The 15237-nt window shown below is 69.2% G+C and carries 14 protein-coding genes; 4 read left to right on the forward strand and 10 right to left on the reverse strand.

All coding sequences use genetic code 11. The features are described 5' to 3' along the window. Positions 1 to 5: 5 nt before the first annotated feature. From L6E12_RS15115 to L6E12_RS15130, 4 genes are all read left to right on the forward strand, one after another. Entirely contained in the window at positions 6 to 380 is a 375-nt protein-coding gene (locus L6E12_RS15115) for a hypothetical protein (RefSeq protein WP_236228529.1), read from the forward strand. Positions 381 to 398: 18 nt separating this feature from the next. Further along, positions 399 to 3251 carry a caspase family protein gene (locus L6E12_RS15120; RefSeq protein WP_236228530.1) on the forward strand — a complete coding sequence of 951 codons (2853 nt, stop codon included), beginning with the start codon at positions 399 to 401 and terminating at the stop codon, positions 3249 to 3251. Positions 3252 to 3425: 174 nt separating this feature from the next. After that, positions 3426 to 4289: a 16S rRNA (cytidine(1402)-2'-O)-methyltransferase gene (gene rsmI, locus L6E12_RS15125; protein WP_236228531.1), complete on the forward strand. Its 864-nt coding sequence runs from the start codon at positions 3426 to 3428 to the stop codon at positions 4287 to 4289. Then, on the forward strand, positions 4270 to 5415 hold the full coding sequence (locus L6E12_RS15130; RefSeq protein ID WP_236228532.1) for a DUF371 domain-containing protein: 1146 nt from the start codon (positions 4270 to 4272) through the stop codon (positions 5413 to 5415). Before rsmI ends, L6E12_RS15130 begins: the two co-directional genes overlap by 20 nt. Before the next feature lie 280 nt (positions 5416 to 5695). Here L6E12_RS15130 and kamB read toward each other — a convergent pair whose 3' ends face one another. The 10 genes from kamB to L6E12_RS15180 all read right to left on the reverse strand — a co-directional run bounded on the left by kamB (position 5696) and on the right by L6E12_RS15180 (position 15187). Then, entirely contained in the window at positions 5696 to 6355 is a 660-nt protein-coding gene (gene kamB / locus L6E12_RS15135; RefSeq protein ID WP_236228533.1) for a 16S rRNA (adenine(1408)-N(1))-methyltransferase KamB, read from the reverse strand. 638 nt (positions 6356 to 6993) lie between these two features. Beyond that, positions 6994 to 7365, reverse strand: coding sequence for an STAS domain-containing protein (locus L6E12_RS15140; RefSeq protein ID WP_236228534.1), 372 nt, complete (start codon positions 7363 to 7365; stop codon positions 6994 to 6996). 389 nt (positions 7366 to 7754) lie between these two features. Further along, positions 7755 to 8216, reverse strand: coding sequence for a PPOX class F420-dependent oxidoreductase (locus L6E12_RS15145; protein WP_236228535.1), 462 nt, complete (start codon positions 8214 to 8216; stop codon positions 7755 to 7757). 125 nt (positions 8217 to 8341) lie between these two features. Beyond that, positions 8342 to 9328 (reverse strand): SMP-30/gluconolactonase/LRE family protein, encoded by a 987-nt coding sequence (locus L6E12_RS15150; RefSeq protein ID WP_236228536.1) that lies wholly within the window; start codon positions 9326 to 9328, stop codon positions 8342 to 8344. 10 nt (positions 9329 to 9338) lie between these two features. Continuing rightward, positions 9339 to 10004 (reverse strand): histidine phosphatase family protein, encoded by a 666-nt coding sequence (locus L6E12_RS15155; RefSeq protein WP_236228537.1) that lies wholly within the window; start codon positions 10002 to 10004, stop codon positions 9339 to 9341. Between the two features lie 7 nt (positions 10005 to 10011). After that, positions 10012 to 11067 carry a phosphotransferase family protein gene (locus tag L6E12_RS15160; RefSeq protein ID WP_236228538.1) on the reverse strand — a complete coding sequence of 352 codons (1056 nt, stop codon included), beginning with the start codon at positions 11065 to 11067 and terminating at the stop codon, positions 10012 to 10014. Then, positions 11064 to 11813 (reverse strand): SDR family oxidoreductase, encoded by a 750-nt coding sequence (locus L6E12_RS15165; RefSeq protein ID WP_308074904.1) that lies wholly within the window; start codon positions 11811 to 11813, stop codon positions 11064 to 11066. The genes L6E12_RS15160 and L6E12_RS15165 overlap by 4 nt, the downstream gene beginning before the upstream one ends. After that, a complete protein-coding gene (locus tag L6E12_RS15170; protein WP_236228539.1) occupies positions 11810 to 12613 on the reverse strand; it encodes an SDR family oxidoreductase in 804 nt (267 codons plus the stop codon). Before L6E12_RS15170 ends, L6E12_RS15165 begins: the two co-directional genes overlap by 4 nt. Next, positions 12610 to 13818 (reverse strand): acyl-CoA dehydrogenase family protein, encoded by a 1209-nt coding sequence (locus L6E12_RS15175; RefSeq protein WP_236228540.1) that lies wholly within the window; start codon positions 13816 to 13818, stop codon positions 12610 to 12612. Before L6E12_RS15175 ends, L6E12_RS15170 begins: the two co-directional genes overlap by 4 nt. A gap of 181 nt (positions 13819 to 13999) precedes the next feature. Beyond that, positions 14000 to 15187 (reverse strand): S8 family peptidase, encoded by a 1188-nt coding sequence (locus L6E12_RS15180; protein ID WP_236228541.1) that lies wholly within the window; start codon positions 15185 to 15187, stop codon positions 14000 to 14002. Positions 15188 to 15237: the final 50 nt, after the last annotated feature.

The raw sequence follows: 15237 nt of genomic DNA on the forward strand, positions 1-15237 counted from the left end.
CTGCCGTGAACGAACCGCGTATCGAATTGACCTTGGCCGATTTCAGCGAGTACGAGAATGCTCTTGAAAGCCTGAGCCGCGACCTCGAAGTCTCCGGGTGTGATCTGGAGCAGAAGACGGGTGATGAAACTCCAACGACAAAGGGTGGAGAGCTGATCACCGGCGTACTGTTGTCCCTTGGTTCGTTGAAAATAACTCATGCCGTGTTCATTTCGACGCTGCGGACCTGGTTGAACCGTCCGCGGCAGCAGCGCATCAGCGCGAAGATCGAAAGCGAGTCCGGCACGAAGACGGTCGTCATCGAGGCCGACGGACTGGGTAGTGAAGAATTCATCAGCAGCGTGACCGAGGTTCTGAAGCGAATACCTGACAAGAATTAGTTACCATGAGGGGGACGCATGGAGGCTTCCACAACGAGTGAACGGGAATCGCGCGCACTTCTGATCGCTTCTGGTCAATGCCTCGGCTACGGCTTGCAAGCTCCGGCGGGTACCGATGTAGATCTACACTTGATGCAGGACGTACTGGAAAGCCACCTCCACACGAACTCCCCTCTGCTGGTAAAGGTAGTGCACAGCCGCACCCTGGCTGAGGTCGTCGAAGCTTTGAAATGGCTCTATGATCCGACTTCGCCGGCTGCTGAAAATAATCTTCTCCTGTACTACACGGGTCACGTGGTCCAGATGCGCAGCAATGAAACAGCATTGGTGGCCGAGGATTCCGATTCCCGTGATCCAGCCAGTGTCCTGTCATCACGCCTACTGCATACTTACCTGCTCAACTGTCCTCGAGCCATGCATGCTTGGATAGTGGACGGGTGCTATAGCCACGGAATGGCGGTCAACGATCTGCCGCAAGTGGTGCAAGGCATGTATGACCACTTGGTCATCGCCAGCAGCAGCATTTACGAGCGGACTTCCGCTGAGATGGGCGCCGGCCAAGGAAGTCCTTTCACTAAATCCCTCCACCGAGCTCTGCGTGGTTTGGCATACCTACCGGAAAATTCAGAACTCTCGTTGTCGGATCTTTTGCTCTTCTTGGCTGCTGACTCAACTCGACGGCAAGTGGCGAGACCCTACGTCCACTATTCCGGACAAGGCAGTGGTCTGAAGTTCCGGCTGCGTCGAGGACCGTTCTCAACCGGCAGCCCTCTCTACATCCCATCGCAGTCCAAAGACCGGCGCCGAGGAATGACGATCTCCACCAGCGAGCCCCATCCCTTCGCAGATGCGTATCTCGCAGGCAGCGCCGGGTTTGAAAGCAAGTTCACACGATTGGACGGGAGGAGCCTGTCCCAGCTCGATTTGAGTCGGGTTGCGACGAGTGTCACGTCGGATGACGAAGGACCGGTTGTACTTCACAACGCCTCGCAACCCGACGTGTGGAATGAGGCACTGGAACTGAGTCGACGGCGTCAGATCATGATCAGCTCGACAGAAATCAATTCAATCCCGGCAGAAGCTATCGAAAACGCAAACGATGTCGTTTCCTATCTCCCCACGGAAGACGATGCGGTTCGTTTTCAGAAAACAAGCTTGAACAGTCCTGGCTTCCGCGTGTACTCCCTGGAAGAGATCGTTTCGGCATCAGGTGGCTCTTTGCACGAGTTGGAGCGCTTGCTTCGAGCAGCCCACCTTCTGGATCCCTACCAGCTCAGAGATGAGGGGAGCCTGGAGCCGCTGGACCTGGAAGTGATGGTCAGAAGTTTGTCCTCCCGATTTCCGGGAGCCGCAGAGCTGCTGATGATTCTCAGCGCGGCCCCCGGCGTTTACGTGTCGCGAAAACAACTGCACGGGTTTCTGGCCGATCGAACAACTGACGAGTTGTCTTCAGCGATCAGCATCGAAATGACGAAGCGCTATGGGATCGTAGTCTCGGACGTCGATTTCTTGGCGGTACCGAAGGTTTTCGCAGATCGAATCCGACAAATTCTTCCGGAATACGGGGACACCTTCGTCAAGTTCACGAGGTTCACGCTCAAGGGGCAGGTCGACAGCTCTTCGATAGAACTATTGCAGACCTTACGGGCAACTGTTTGTTTCATCGAGTCGCATCTTTGGGCAGAAGGGTGTGAGGACGCGGTCAGCGAGGTCTTTTCCATGACCGCAATGGACCTCTTCTCCAGCACCCGTCGAAGATCTTGGATCATGGTCGTGGATGAGTTGGATCGATGGCTGGGCACCTCCGCGAAGACAGAGTTGTCATTGGTTTTGGGACACGCCTACCGACTGGCGGACGATTACGACAGATCTCATCGTTCCTTCGTGCGAGCGGATCTCACCGCAGCCTCAAGCGCATCAAAATTTGCAGCTCGGGCAGCGCTGTTTCGACTGGCTGTTCAATCTGGTGGAGCAACTGCTTCGCCACAGAGTCTCCTGGTCGACAGCGAGAACCAAACCCAAGACAGCTCGTACAACTCGTCCATGTCTTTGATCCAGTTGTTCCTGCAGGAGGGAAGTTCCGCGTTCAGGCAAGGCAGAATCGAAGATGCAAAAGCCTTGTTCTTGAAAGCGCGAAGCCGACTCGTGGTTGACGGATCCGCGTCAGCTTCCTTGATGGTCGACGTGCTGAAGGCGCTCGGCGATGTCGCCTTGGATCAAGACGACAGGGGAACGAGCGAGGATTTGGTCGAACAAATCCATGCAATAGTCAACCAGCATGATCTGATTCGATTCGGTCGGGTGGCTTGGGCAAAATCTTTACAATTTTCGGGAGATGTTGCTCGCCGTCTGAGTCTCGACAGCAGCCACCACGTGAGCGATAGGCGATGCGAAGAGGCCGACTACTGGTATGGCAGAGCGTCTCGGGAGTACGATGCCCAAGAGCTCATGCTTGGAAGCCTCATAACTCGCTACAAGCAAGCGGAAATGCTTGGCCTGGTTGGGCAGTACTCGGAGGCTCAAGGGCGCTACTTTGCTTTGATCGACCAGTTTCACGAGATGGGCAACCCCCTGTGGGTGTTGCGATCGCAGGTTGGCGCACTCAAATCCAGTTTTCATGTCAATCATGGCCGAGATCTTCTTTCGAGGTCATACCTCTCCGTTGTGACAGAAGCTCTCAACGGAGATTTGGCCTTGCCTCAGATAGACATCTTGTGGGCAAATTTGTCCGTCGGCTTGATTTCCGGAATCGAGACGTATTGGCAACGGGCACATGATGTTGCGGTTCAGCGAAGTGCCGACACTCTCGCGGCTCTCATTCACCGGCGTACTGCGGGTGCCTGGTTGTTTGCCTACTGTTCCAGTACGTGACTTGCCATTGGTTGCCTGCGACCGTATGTGAGTTGAGCGGAGACGATGCAGCAGCGCACAACTGCTGGTGCACTTCCGTCGCTGCGCGTCCCCACCCGGTCGGGGGGACCGAGGGCGGTTGCGGGTGGGCGGTACGGTTCGGGCACCGCCGACCACCGAGGACGAGGAGGGTCCGTGCGCCCCGACGTCGACCCCGACCTGGGCACGCTGTACCTGGTGCCGACCCCGATCGGCGACCCGGACGACATCACCGCCCGTGCGGTGGCCGTGCTCACCTCGGTCGCGGCGGTGGCCTGCGAGGACACCCGCAACACGCTGAGCCTGATCCGGCCGCTGGGGGTCACCGCCCGGCTGTTGAGCTACCACGAGCACAACGAGGAGTCCCGCGGCAGGCAGCTGCTGGAGATGCTGCTCGCCGGTGACGACGTGGCGGTGGTGTCCGACGCGGGGACGCCGCTGGTCAACGACCCCGGCTACCGGCTGGTGGCCGCCGCGATCGACGCGGGGGTGCGGGTGCGGCCGCTGCCGGGGGCCAGTGCGCCGGTGACCGCGCTGATCGGGTCCGGGCTGCCGGTGCACCGGTTCCAGTACGTCGGGTTCCTGCCGCGCAAGGCCGCCGCCCGGCGGGCCGCGCTGGCCGACCTGGCCGACACCGCCGCGACGCTGATCTTCTTCGAGGCCCCGCACCGGATGTTGGAGACCCTCCGCGACATGGCCGAGACCCTGGGGGACCGCCAGGTCGCGGCGGCGCGGAACCTGACCAAGGCCGACGAGGAGTTCCTGCGCGGGCCCCTGACCGGGGTCGTCGCCGCGCTGGCGGCGGAGGACCCCGTCCGCGGGCAGTTCACCGTGGTCCTGGCGGGCCGGGACGAGGGTGACGACGACAGCGCGAAGGAACTGGCGGGCAAGCTGGCCACGGCCATGATCGGCCACGGTGCCACCTCCCGCTTCGCCAGCGACGTCATCCGCGAGGTCACCGGCCTGCCGCGGAACTGGGTCTACGACCGGGTGCAGGCCGTTGAGCGCACCCGGGGCTGAGCTGCTGCGGCTGCGGTGCCGCGGCCACGCGGAGATCCGGGCGACGCACGACCGGACCCTGGAGTTCGCCGTCGACACCGACATCACCGGCCGGGCGACGTGCGTGCTGGGGGTGGCGGCGACCGTCGTCGGGTCGGCGCCGCCCGGTGTCGCCGGGCCGGTGCGGATCACCGTCAGCGCGGGCGGGCACCGGGTCACCGTCCGGGCCCTGGCGAACTCGGCCTGGCGTCCGGGCGACTCGGCGGTGGTGCGCCGCAGCGGCGCCCGCCTGCCCACCACCCTGGCAACCGGCGCGGACCTGACCGCCCGCGACCTGCCCCGCGACCTGGCCCTGGCCCTGGCGGACCCGGAGGTCGAGGTGGACGTGGTGGTCGAGCGCGACGCGGCCGGGGTGGGCCGGTTGGTCCGGTTCCGCGCGGGCGACCCGGCGCGGCTGGCCGCCGAGCGGGCGGCCGCGGACGCGGTGGTCGCCGAGGACGACGGCGCCCGGGCCCTGCTGTCCGGCGTGTCCCGGGCGGTGGACGCGGCGGAGGTGCTGCGGGACAACGGGCGCGTGCTCGCCGTGTCCACTTCGGAGGGTCCGCACCCGTTCGCCGCGGAGGTGCTGTCGTGGGCGGAGCGGCCGGTGGTGGAGGTGTTGGGGCTGCCGCCGGAGTTGGCCGTCGCGGCGGTGTCGCCGCGGTGGGCTCCGGTGCTGGTGGTGGGGGCGCCGGGCAGGCGCGAGGTGGTGCGGCTGGCGGGGGCGCACCGGACCTCGGCGGTGGTGTTCCGGGCGCCGGGCGCGGGGTTGGCGCGGGTGCTCGACGACGTGGTCAAGGCGGTGGGGACGCGGACGGCTGCGGTGGTGGGCGCCGACGCGGGCTCGGAGACGGCCGAGCGGCCGGTGTGGGGGCCGGTGGCGCGGGTGCGCGAGCTGGTGGTGCGCGGGGACGTGCTGTGCGCGCTGGACCCGGTGGCCGACGAGGTGGTCGCCGACGGCCCGGCGGTGTCCGAGGGCCTGGTCACGGCGCTGCTGGCGCAGTCGGTGTCGCCAACGACGATCGTGAAGGCGCTGGCGGGTCAGCCGGGGTGGTCCCGCAAGCAGGCCTACGACCTGGTGCTGCGCCTCAACCGGGACCGGGGTTGACCACACCGGTCAGCGCCAGGACCTCCAACCTGTCGCGGGAGGAGTTGAGCCTGCGAGTGCACGAGGCGGCGAAAGCGGCAATCTCAGCGGCGCCGGTCGCACAAGCAGGCCCACGACCTGGTGCTACGGCTCAACCAGGACCGGGGTTCACCACACCGGCCAGCGCCAAGACCTCCAACCTGTCGCGGGAAGAGTTGAGCCTGCGAGTGCACGAGGCGGCGAAAGCGGCAATCTCAGCGGCGCCGGTCGCACAAGCAGGCCCACGACCTGGTGCTACGGCTCAACCAGGACCGGGGTTCACCACACCGGTCAGCGCCAAGACCTCCAACCTGTCGCGGGAGGAGTTGAGCCTGCGGGTCCACGAGGTGGCGAGGGCGGCGATCCCAGCGGCGTCGAGGTAGGCGGCGGTGTCCAGGCGCCAGCCCGCGGTGGCCAGGGCGGGCCCCAGGGTTTCCACGGCCGACTCCGGGGTGGGCTCGGGGTGCTCCCCCACCTCCGGCACCGGCGGCTGCCAGGCGTGCAGGTTGAGGGTGACCAGGAACTCCGCGCCGGGCTCGCAGGCCGCGGCGAGGCCGCGCAGCATCGTCGGGTCGGAGCCGAGGACCCCGCGCAGCAGGCTGCCCCAGGGCATGAGGACGTGCAGCTCGGTGAAGCCGGTCAGGCCCTCGGGTAGCTGCTCGGCCGCGGACCAGATGTAGAGCAGGTTCGGCAGGCCGCCCCGGGCCGGTTTGGCCGCCGCCCTGGTGGCGGCCTTGCGCATGTTGTCCTTGGCCGCGTCCAAGCCGACGACCAGGGTGTCGGGGCGTTCGCGGGCGAGGTGCTGGGGGTGCTTGCCGTCGCCGGTGCCGACGTCGAGGACGGCCCGGGGGTACCGGGCGCGGTGGGCGGCGAAGCCCGCCGCGTCCAGGTCGACCACCTGTTTTCCGGTGACGCGGCGCATGGCGCAGAGGATAGTGCCGCCACGGACCCCGGCGCCCTGGTGGGCGCCGGGGTCCGTCGTCACCGGGCCGTGCGGCGGCGGCGGGTTTCCCCGGCCCGGTGACCGGACCGCCTGTGCCGGGCAGGGCGGGCAACGGCGGAGGCGGGGGTCCCACCGGCGCCTGTGGGCCGGTGGGGAGAACAGCTCAGATCGGTATCGAGGCGTGCGGTTCCCCTGGTCGGTCGGTGGCCGGGGGACCTGGTGCGGCAGGTCGAAGGCGGTCCGCGCTCGCCGACGTCTGCGGGGTGACCGGCCGCGTGTGGTGGCGGTTCATCTGTGGTCCTCCGAGATCGAGCGGATCGGCCCCTGCCCCTCCAAGGGCTACCAGCGGGGACGGCGGGTGACCACTGGATCACCCCGGCGCACCGGCGGCGCGGGTCGCGCAGGGCCACCGGCTCGCCGGATCGGGGAACCGCCGCCCGTGGTCCGCCGGGCGGTGTGGTCAGGCGGGCGTCACCGGGGGCGGGGGCAGCACCGACTGGATGGGGAGGGCGTGGACCTGCCACCCGATCGGGGGATCTGCGATGCGGTGATGCACTCGTCACCGGCCGATGCACGATGGGGCGCATCATGCGGTGGACACCGGGAACCGGCTTGCGCTACCAGGGGGAGCGGGTTTCGCTCTGCAACGCCGACGGGAGGTCGCGGTAGACCGCCACGACGTCCCGGACGCCGGTGAGTTGCAGCGTGTGCAGGGCGGGTCCCGGCGGCACGGCGACGCGGAGCAGCTTGCCGCGGTGCAGGCAGTGGTAGTGCGCGCGCAGGAACAGCGGGGCCGAACCGACGCTGAGGAAGGTGACGCCGGTGAGGTCGACCACCACGAACCGCTTGACGGTGTCCTCTTCGCAGGCGTCGAGCACCTGCTCCCGCAGCGGGGCCTCGCTGATCAGGTCGACCCGCCCGACGGCGGCGACGACCACCGCGGACCTGGTGGTCCGAGTGGTGACCTCGAGTGGCGCGCCCGGACGCACGGCGGTCTCCTGTGGGGTCATCCCAGCGGGCGGCGGCCTGCCGACCGGATTCGACGGACTATAACCGCCCGCGCGCCGGGCGCCGGGGGGTCGACGCGGACGCGGTGGCGGATACCACTGGAATGGGTCTGTTCCGGTGACACCCGCGGCCCGTGGAAGTCCGTTTCCCGCGCGGCCGCGCCGGGTGGGCGGGTTCCGGCTCGGCGCGCAGTGGCACCGCGATCGGCCCGGGATTGTCGGGGGTCGTTGTTAGCGTCGTCGACATGGGGAATCACAGCACAGCAGGGAGTTCGCACGCGGCGAGGAGACCGGGCACGTCGGCGGCACCGGGGGCGGGGGCCCGCGGTGGTGGCGGGCGGGGCGGCCCGGTCGACCGGGAATGGGGGTGTTCAGCCTGCTAGGCGGGGCGGGAAGCCGCCGGTGGCGATGGGGCCCCAACGGGTGATGGTGATCCGGATGAGGCACTTGCCCTGGCGGGTCATCGCGGCGCGGTACTCGTCCCAGTCGGGGTGCTCACCGGAGATGGACCGGAAGTAGTCGACCAGCGGTTCCAGCGCCTCGGGGAGGTCGAGGACCTCGGCGGTGCCGTCGACCTGCACGTACGGGCCGTCCCAGTCGTCGGAGAGGGCGCAGAGGGAGGCGGTGGGGGTGCGGCGGGTGTTGCGGGCCTTGACGCGTTCCGGGTAGGTGGAGACCACGATGCGCCCCTCGGCGTCGACGCCGTAGGTCACCGGGGAGAGCTGGGGCCTGCCGTCGGCGCGGGTGGTGGCGAGGACGCACTTGGTGCGCCTGCGCAGGAAGTCGATCAGTTCCGATCGGTCGGGCTTGTGCGCGGTGGCGGTCCTGGGCATGGTCCGATGCTAACCAGTGCGCGTTCCCGGCGCCGTCCCGCCGATTCGGACCGGGTGGGGGCACCCGGGGTGGCGATCACCCCGGGTGCCCCGGCGCGGTCGGGCGGCCGTGCCGGGGTCCACTGTCACTTCGGGACGGTGAAGGCGGCCACGGCGGGTTCCTGGAGGCTGCCCAGCCACACCGTGCCGCCGCTCTCCCGGACGCCGGTGGCCATGTGGAAGTCCGGTGGGGTGCCGTGGAAGTCGTGCACGGTGGCGCCGGTGCGCGGGTCGAGCGCGCGGACCCACACCGTGCGCTGCGGGGCGGGTTGCAGCTTCTGCGGCAGGCGCCACAGCAGTTGCCGGAGCACCGGCGGCTTGCCCAGCAGCGCGTCCAGCACCGGGTCGCGGGGGCTGGCGAAGGCGAGCCACAGCAGGCCGTCGGTGCCAAGGGAGAGGTTGTCGGCGAAGCCGGGCAGGTCGTCGACGAACACCGTGGCGGCGGAGGCGGCGGCGGTGGGACCGGTCACCGGGACCTTGTGCAGCCGGTAGGCGGCCATGTCGGAGACGATCACCCCGGACCGGTCCGGGGTGAGGGCCACGCCGTTGGCGAAGCTCAGGCCGGTGAGCAGCACCTCGACTGCGCCGTCGGGGGTGCGGCGCAGGAGCCTGCCGGTGCTGGAGTGCTCGATGAGGTCGGCGCGGTAGTGCTCCAGGTCGAAGCGGCTGGTGGAGTCGGTGAAGTACACCGTGCCGTCCTCGGCCACCGCGGCGTTGTTGCACAGGTTGAGGTCCGGTCCGCGCGGGACGAGGACCGCCACGTCGGAGCCGGTGACCAGCAGCAGGCCGCGGTGCGCGTCGCACACCAGCAGGCCGTCGGGGTGGTGTTCCAGCCCGAGTGGACGGCCGCCGGTCGCGGCCACCACCTCGATCCGGCTGCCGTCCGGCGCCAGTCGCACGATCCGCCCGTCGGAGAGTCCGGTGAGGACAGTGCCGTCGATGTCCACCAGCACGTCCTCCGCGCCGAAGCCGTTGACCGGGTGCACGGTCAGCGGCGGCAGCGGGGCGGGTGTCGGCTTCGGCCCGGGCGCGGGTGCCCGCCACACGACCGGTTCGATCTTCGGACGACCCATGCCGGACTCCTCAGCGATACGTCAACAACTCCCGGTTCGGGCCCTCGAAGTGCCCGTGTTCGTTGAACGACACCAGCGACGCCCCCGCGCGCCCGTGCACGACCTTGGTGATCGCCGCGTTGACCACGACCCGGTTCAGCGCGACCAGCGCCGCCCCGGGCAACCCGAGCAGCCGCGAGCACAGCGTGGCGATCACCCCGCCCGAGGTGAACACGACCGCCGTGCCGCCGGACCCGAGGCCCGACGCCAGCTCGGTCAGCGCGGCCGCGGCGGCGGCGTCGAAGTCCGCGTAGGTCCCGGCAGGTCCGGCCGATTCACCGTCGGCGATCCAGCCGTGCAGCGCCCGGTCCAGCACGGCCTGGAACTCGCGGGGAGAGGCGGGCGCACCCACGTCCTCCCGCGCCAGCAGGTGCTGCACCAGCCCCAGGTGGTCGTACTCGTTCCACCGCGGGTCCTCCCGCACCGGCAGGTCGAGGCCCGCCGCGGCCAGGGCGATGGACGCGGTGGCGCGCTGCCGCGACAGGGTGCCGGACCACGCCTGGACCGGGGCGGTGCCGCGCGTGCGCAGCTCCTCGCCCAGCACCTTGGCCTGCAACTCCCCCTGCGGCGACAGGACGTCGTAGTCCGCCGCGCCGAAGGACGCCTGGCCGTGGCGCAACAGGTAGACGACGCTCATGCCCGCCTCACGCCCCGCCGATGACTTCGCGGCAGCGCCACTCCAGGTACCCGACGAACATCCAGAAGTCCTTGAAGCGCGGGTTCGTGGTCTGCCCGTGGTGGAACCGGTAGTAGATCTGCTGCATGATCACGGCCAGCCGGAACAGCCCGAACGCCTCGTAGAACGCCCAGTTCGCGGTGCTCAGGCCCATCCGCGCGCAGTAGTGGTCGACCAGTTCGGCGCGGGTGAGCATCCCGGGCAGGTGCGTGGGCTGGCGCCGGGCCTGCTGGTACACCGCGTCGTCGTCGGCCTGGATCCAGTAGGCGACCGCGCCGCCGAGGTCCATCAGCGGGTCGCCGAGGGTGGACATCTCCCAGTCGAGCACGCCGACGACGTCGAGGGAGTCGTCCAGCACGACGTTGTCGAAGCGCCAGTCGTTGTGGATGACCACGGTGGCGACGTCGTCGGGCTGGTGCGCCGCGAGCCAGTCCATGACGGCGGCGAAGTCCGGCACGTTCTCCGTGCGCGCGGCCGTGTAGCGCGTGGACCAGCCGCCGACCTGGCGGGCGACGTACCCGCTGCCCTTGCCCAGGTCGGTGAGCCCGGCGGCCTCCGGGTCGACGCGGTGCAGGTCGACCAGCCGGTCGATCAGCGCCGTCGACAGCGCCCGCGCCTGTTCGGTGCCCAACTCCACGCCCTCGGGCAGGTCGTTGCGCAGGATCGTGCCCTCGATCCGCTCCATGACGTAGAAGTCGGACCCGAGGACCGATTCGTCCTGGCACAGCCCGAGGACCGTCGGCACGTACGGGTAGACCGGCTTGAGACCCTTCTGCACCCGGTACTCGCGCCGCATGTCGTGCGCGGACGCGGCCTTCTTGCCCACCGGCGGGCGGCGCAGGATCAGCTCCCGGTCCGGGTAGGTGAGCAGGTAGGTCAGGTTCGAGGCGCCGCCGGGGAACTGGTGCACGACCGGTTCGGTGTCCAGACCGTCCACGACGGACCGGAGCCAGGCGTGCACGGCGGCGGTGTCGAAGCTGTCCTCCGCCCGGACCTCGGACGCGGTGTCGCGGGGTGCGCTCATGACATCTTCGCGACGATCGGCAGCGGCAGGTTGCGCATGGCGAAGCCGAGCAGGGTCCACGGCCACGACGGGGCGCACGCCTCGGCCACCTCGCGCTCGATGGCCTTCACCATCGCCCGCACCCCGGGCACGGTGTCGACCATCAGCGGGGTCTTCTTGACCTTGTCGTTCATCTCCGAGCGGATGTAGCCCGGGTAGATCGTGCTGACCTTGATCGGCGTCTTGAGCGTGTCGACGCGGATGCCCTCGGCCAGCGCGGCGATCCCGGCCTTGGTGGCGGCGTAGGTGGACAGGTTGCCGCGCATGCCGCGCATGGCGCTCATCGAGGAGATGACGACCAGGTGGCCGGAGTTCTGCTCGCGGAACGCCTCCATCGCGGCCTCGCACTGGGCGAGCGCGGCGACGAAGTTGGTCTCCGCGGTCTGCTTGTTGGCGTAGAAGTAGCCGGTGCCGATCGGCTGCCCCTTGCCCAGGCCCGCGTTGACGACCACCCGGTCGAGCGTGCCCAGTTCCTCGCGGAACTCGCCGAACACCCTGAACACGGCGTCGTGGTCGTTGACGTCGAGCGCCCGGGTGCCGACGGTGATGCCGGGGTAGGTCGCGGTCAGCTCCGCGCTCAGCTCGTCGAGCCGGTCGGTGCGCCGCGCGGCCAGCGCCAGGTTGCGGCCCAGCGCGGCGAACTGCCGGGCCATCTCCTCGCCGAGGCCGGAGCTGGCACCGGTGATGAGGATGTTCTTGCGGCTCACGGGTTCTCCCCTTCGATCTTCGACCGCATCCGGTCCCAGAACGAGACGACCTGCGCCTCGTACGCCTCCGGTTGCAGGCGCTTGAACTCGTGGGACTGCCTGCCGTCCTCGTGGGTCAGCACCAGGAACCGGTTCTCGGCCACGCCCGCGACGACCTGCTCGGCGACGTCGTCGGCGGTGACGGTGGCCCGTTCCATCAGCTTGCGGGTGACGTTGACCCCGGGGTGGTCGGCGTTGCGCGCGGCGTCGGGCAGGTTGGTCTTGAAGAAGCCGGGGCAGACCACGGTGGTGCCGATGCCGTAGGGCGCCAGCTCGAACCGCAGCGTCTCCGACAGCGACAGCACCCCGGCCTTGACCACGTTGTACGGGGCCATGGCGGGCAGGTTCATGATCGCGGCCATCGAGGCGACGTTGACGATGTGGCCGCTGCCCTGCGCCTTGAACAGGGGCGTGAAGGTCCGGCAGCCGCGCACCGGGCCCTTGAGGTTGATGTCGATGATCCAGTCCCAGTCGGCCATCGGGACGACCTCGATCCGCCCGCCCGCGCCGACGCCCGCGTTGTTGACCAGCACGTCGAGGCCGTCCCACTCGGCGGCGCACCACAGCCTGGCCGCCTCCCAGGACTCCTCGGAGGTGACGTCGAGGGCGAGGAACCGGGTGTCCAGCTCCGCGGCCACCGCCTCCGCCGCGGCCGGGTTCACGTCGGTGACCAGCACGCGCGCGCCGGACCGCGCCCACCTGGTGGCGAGCGCCTTGCCGAGACCGGACCCCGCTCCGGTGACCAGGACGCGGGGGCTCACGGGAGGTACTTCTTCAGCTCGATGCGGGACACGACGCCCTGGTGGACCTCATCCGGGCCGTCGGCCAGGCGCAGCGCGCGGGCCCCGGCGTAGGCCGCGGCCAGCGGGAAGTCGTCGGTCATCCCGGCGCCGCCGTGCAGCTGGATGGCCATGTCGATCACGCCGAGCGCCATGTTCGGGACCACCACCTTGATCTGGGAGACCTCGGACAGCGCACCGCGCAGCCCGTGCGTGTCCAGCTTCCACGCCGTGCTCAGCACCAGCAACCTGGCCTGGTCGATGCCGATGCGCGCGTTGGCGATGCGCTCGCGGTTGCCGCCCAGGTTGGCCAGCGGCTTGCCGAAGGCGACCCGGTCGGTGGCGCGGCGGCAGGCCAGCTCCAGGGCCTTCTCGGCCAGGCCGATCAGCCGCATGCAGTGGTGGATGCGGCCCGGGCCGAGGCGGCCCTGGGCGATCTCGAAGCCGCGGCCGGGTCCGGCGATGACCGCCTCCAGCGGCAGCCGCACGTCGGTGAAGGTGACCTCGCCGTGCCCGGAGGGGGCGTCGACGCGGCCGAAGACCGGCAGCATCCGCCCCACGGAGACCCCGGGGGTGTCCAGCGGGACCAGGACCATCGAGTGCCGGGCGTACTTGTGCGCGTCCGGGTCGGTCAGGCCCATGAAGATGGCGACCTTGCAGTTGGGGTGCCCGATGCCGGTGGAGAACCACTTGGTGCCGTTGAGCACGACCTCGTCGTCCTCGACGATCGCGGTGGCGGCCATGTTCGTCGCGTCGGAGGAGGCGACGTCCGGCTCGGTCATGCAGAACGCCGAGCGGATCTCCCCGGCGAGCAGCGGGGTCAGCCAGCGGTCCTTCTGCTCCTGGGACCCGAACATGTGCAGGACTTCCATGTTCCCGGTGTCCGGGGCGTTGCAGTTGAAGACCTCCGGGGCGATGGCCGAGCGGCCCATCAGCTCCGCGAGCGGCGCGTACTCGACGTTCTTGAGCCCGGCGCCGTGCTCGGTGTCGGGCAGGAAGAGGTTCCACAGGCCCTTGGCCCTGGCCTTCGCCTTCAGCTCCTCGATGACCGGGAGGACGACCCACGGGTCGTCCAAGGCGGCCAGCTCGCGGTGGTAGTCCGGTTCGACCGGGTCGATCTCGGTGGCGATGAACTCACCGACCCGATCCAGGTACTCGGTCGCACGGGCGCTGTGCGCGAAGTCCACGGGGAAACCTCCGGATTGCTGGTGAGCACTGCTTACTAAGCTACCGCTTAGTAGTGGTCGGTTCAACAGGCTCACCCCGATCGGCGCCGCCGCGACCGGGACCCGCGGCGCCCGGCTCACCCCGCCCGGAACGGGAGATGCCCCCGCCACGAGGGTGGCGGGGGCATCTCCGGCGTTGTTCTCAGCCCACGTTGAGCAGCAGGTTGGGGGTGCCCGCCGTGGCGTTGGTGATCTTGTCCGGGGTGGCCGCGCCGGTGAGGCCGTCGGCCACCTCCGCCGGGCTCGAACCGGGGTTGCGCGCCAGGTAGAGGGCCGCCGCACCGGTCACGTGCGGGGTGGCCATCGAGGTGCCGCTGATCGTCTTCTCGGCGGTGCCGCCGCCGATCCAGGACGAGGTGATGTCCACGCCCGGGGCGTAGAGGTCCACGGTGTCGCCGTGGTTGGAGAAGTCCGCCTGGGCGTCGTCGATGTCCGAGGCGGCCACGGTGATGGCCTCGCCGACCCTGGCGGGCGAGTAGGACGCCGCGTCGTCGCCGGAGTTGCCCGCCGCGACGGCGAACACGACACCGGAGGAGATCGCGCCGCGCACCGCGCTGTCGAGGGCCTCGTCGACGCCGCCGCCGAGGCTCATGTTGGCCACCGACGGGCCGGAGTGGTTCTCGGTCACCCAGTCGATGCCCGCGACCACGCCCTCGGTGGTGCCGGAGCCGCCCGCGTCGAGGACGCGGACGCCGACGAGGTCGACCCCCGGGGCCACGCCGTACTCGGCGCCGCCGACGGTGCCCGCCACGTGCGTGCCGTGGCCGTTCTCGTCGTCGGGGTCGGAGTCGTCGTCCACGGCGTCGAAGCCGCTCTTGACCCGGTCGCCGAAGGCCTCGTGCGCGGCGTTGATGCCGGTGTCGACGATGTAGGCGGTGACGCCCGCACCGTCGGAGGGCGCGCGGTAGGTGTCGTCCAGCGGCAGGTCCGCCTGGTCGATCCGGTCCAGGCCCCAGGACGCGGTGGCGTCCACGTGGAACCGCTGGTTCGCCTGCACGTAGGCGACCGAGCTGTCCGCGGCGAGCTTCTTGGCCTGCGCCTCGCCCATGTGGACGGAGAACCCGTCCAGCGCCGAGTCGTAGGTCTTGCCCACCCGACCGCCGAAGCGACCGGCGAGCGCGTTCGCCCGGGTGCTGACCTCAGCGGCCCGCAGGGAGTCCTTGAGGACCACGATGTAGCTGTCGGCCACCGCGTTCGCGGTGCCCGCCAACCGGATCCGCCCCTCGGCCGCCTGGGCGGGGGTGGCCAGTGCGGCCACCGCGGCCGCCGCGCCGACGAGACCGAAGCCGACTGCGAATCGGCCCCGACGACCTTCGCGCCTCGTGTTCATGGGAGTGCCTTCCGTTTGCCCCGACAAGAACCACTCCGACGCTGGAGAGG

Origin of the sequence: Actinokineospora sp. PR83 (genome assembly GCF_021056305.1) — a bacterium.
Lineage (GTDB): Bacteria > Actinomycetota > Actinomycetes > Mycobacteriales > Pseudonocardiaceae > Actinokineospora > Actinokineospora spheciospongiae.

What these genes read in the sequence shown, in the direction of transcription:
- L6E12_RS15120 (WP_236228530.1), top strand. Translation starts at nt 399, where the DNA reads ATGGAGGCTTCCACAACGAGTGAACGGGAATCGCGCGCACTTCTGATC.
- kamB (WP_236228533.1), bottom strand. Translation starts at nt 6,355, where the DNA reads ATGCGCCGCGTCACCGGAAAACAGGTGGTCGACCTGGACGCGGCGGGC.
- L6E12_RS15145 (WP_236228535.1), bottom strand. Translation starts at nt 8,216, where the DNA reads ATGCCCAGGACCGCCACCGCGCACAAGCCCGACCGATCGGAACTGATC.
- L6E12_RS15150 (WP_236228536.1), bottom strand. Translation starts at nt 9,328, where the DNA reads ATGGGTCGTCCGAAGATCGAACCGGTCGTGTGGCGGGCACCCGCGCCC.
- L6E12_RS15155 (WP_236228537.1), bottom strand. Translation starts at nt 10,004, where the DNA reads ATGAGCGTCGTCTACCTGTTGCGCCACGGCCAGGCGTCCTTCGGCGCG.
- L6E12_RS15160 (WP_236228538.1), bottom strand. Translation starts at nt 11,067, where the DNA reads ATGAGCGCACCCCGCGACACCGCGTCCGAGGTCCGGGCGGAGGACAGC.
- L6E12_RS15180 (WP_236228541.1), bottom strand. Translation starts at nt 15,187, where the DNA reads ATGAACACGAGGCGCGAAGGTCGTCGGGGCCGATTCGCAGTCGGCTTC.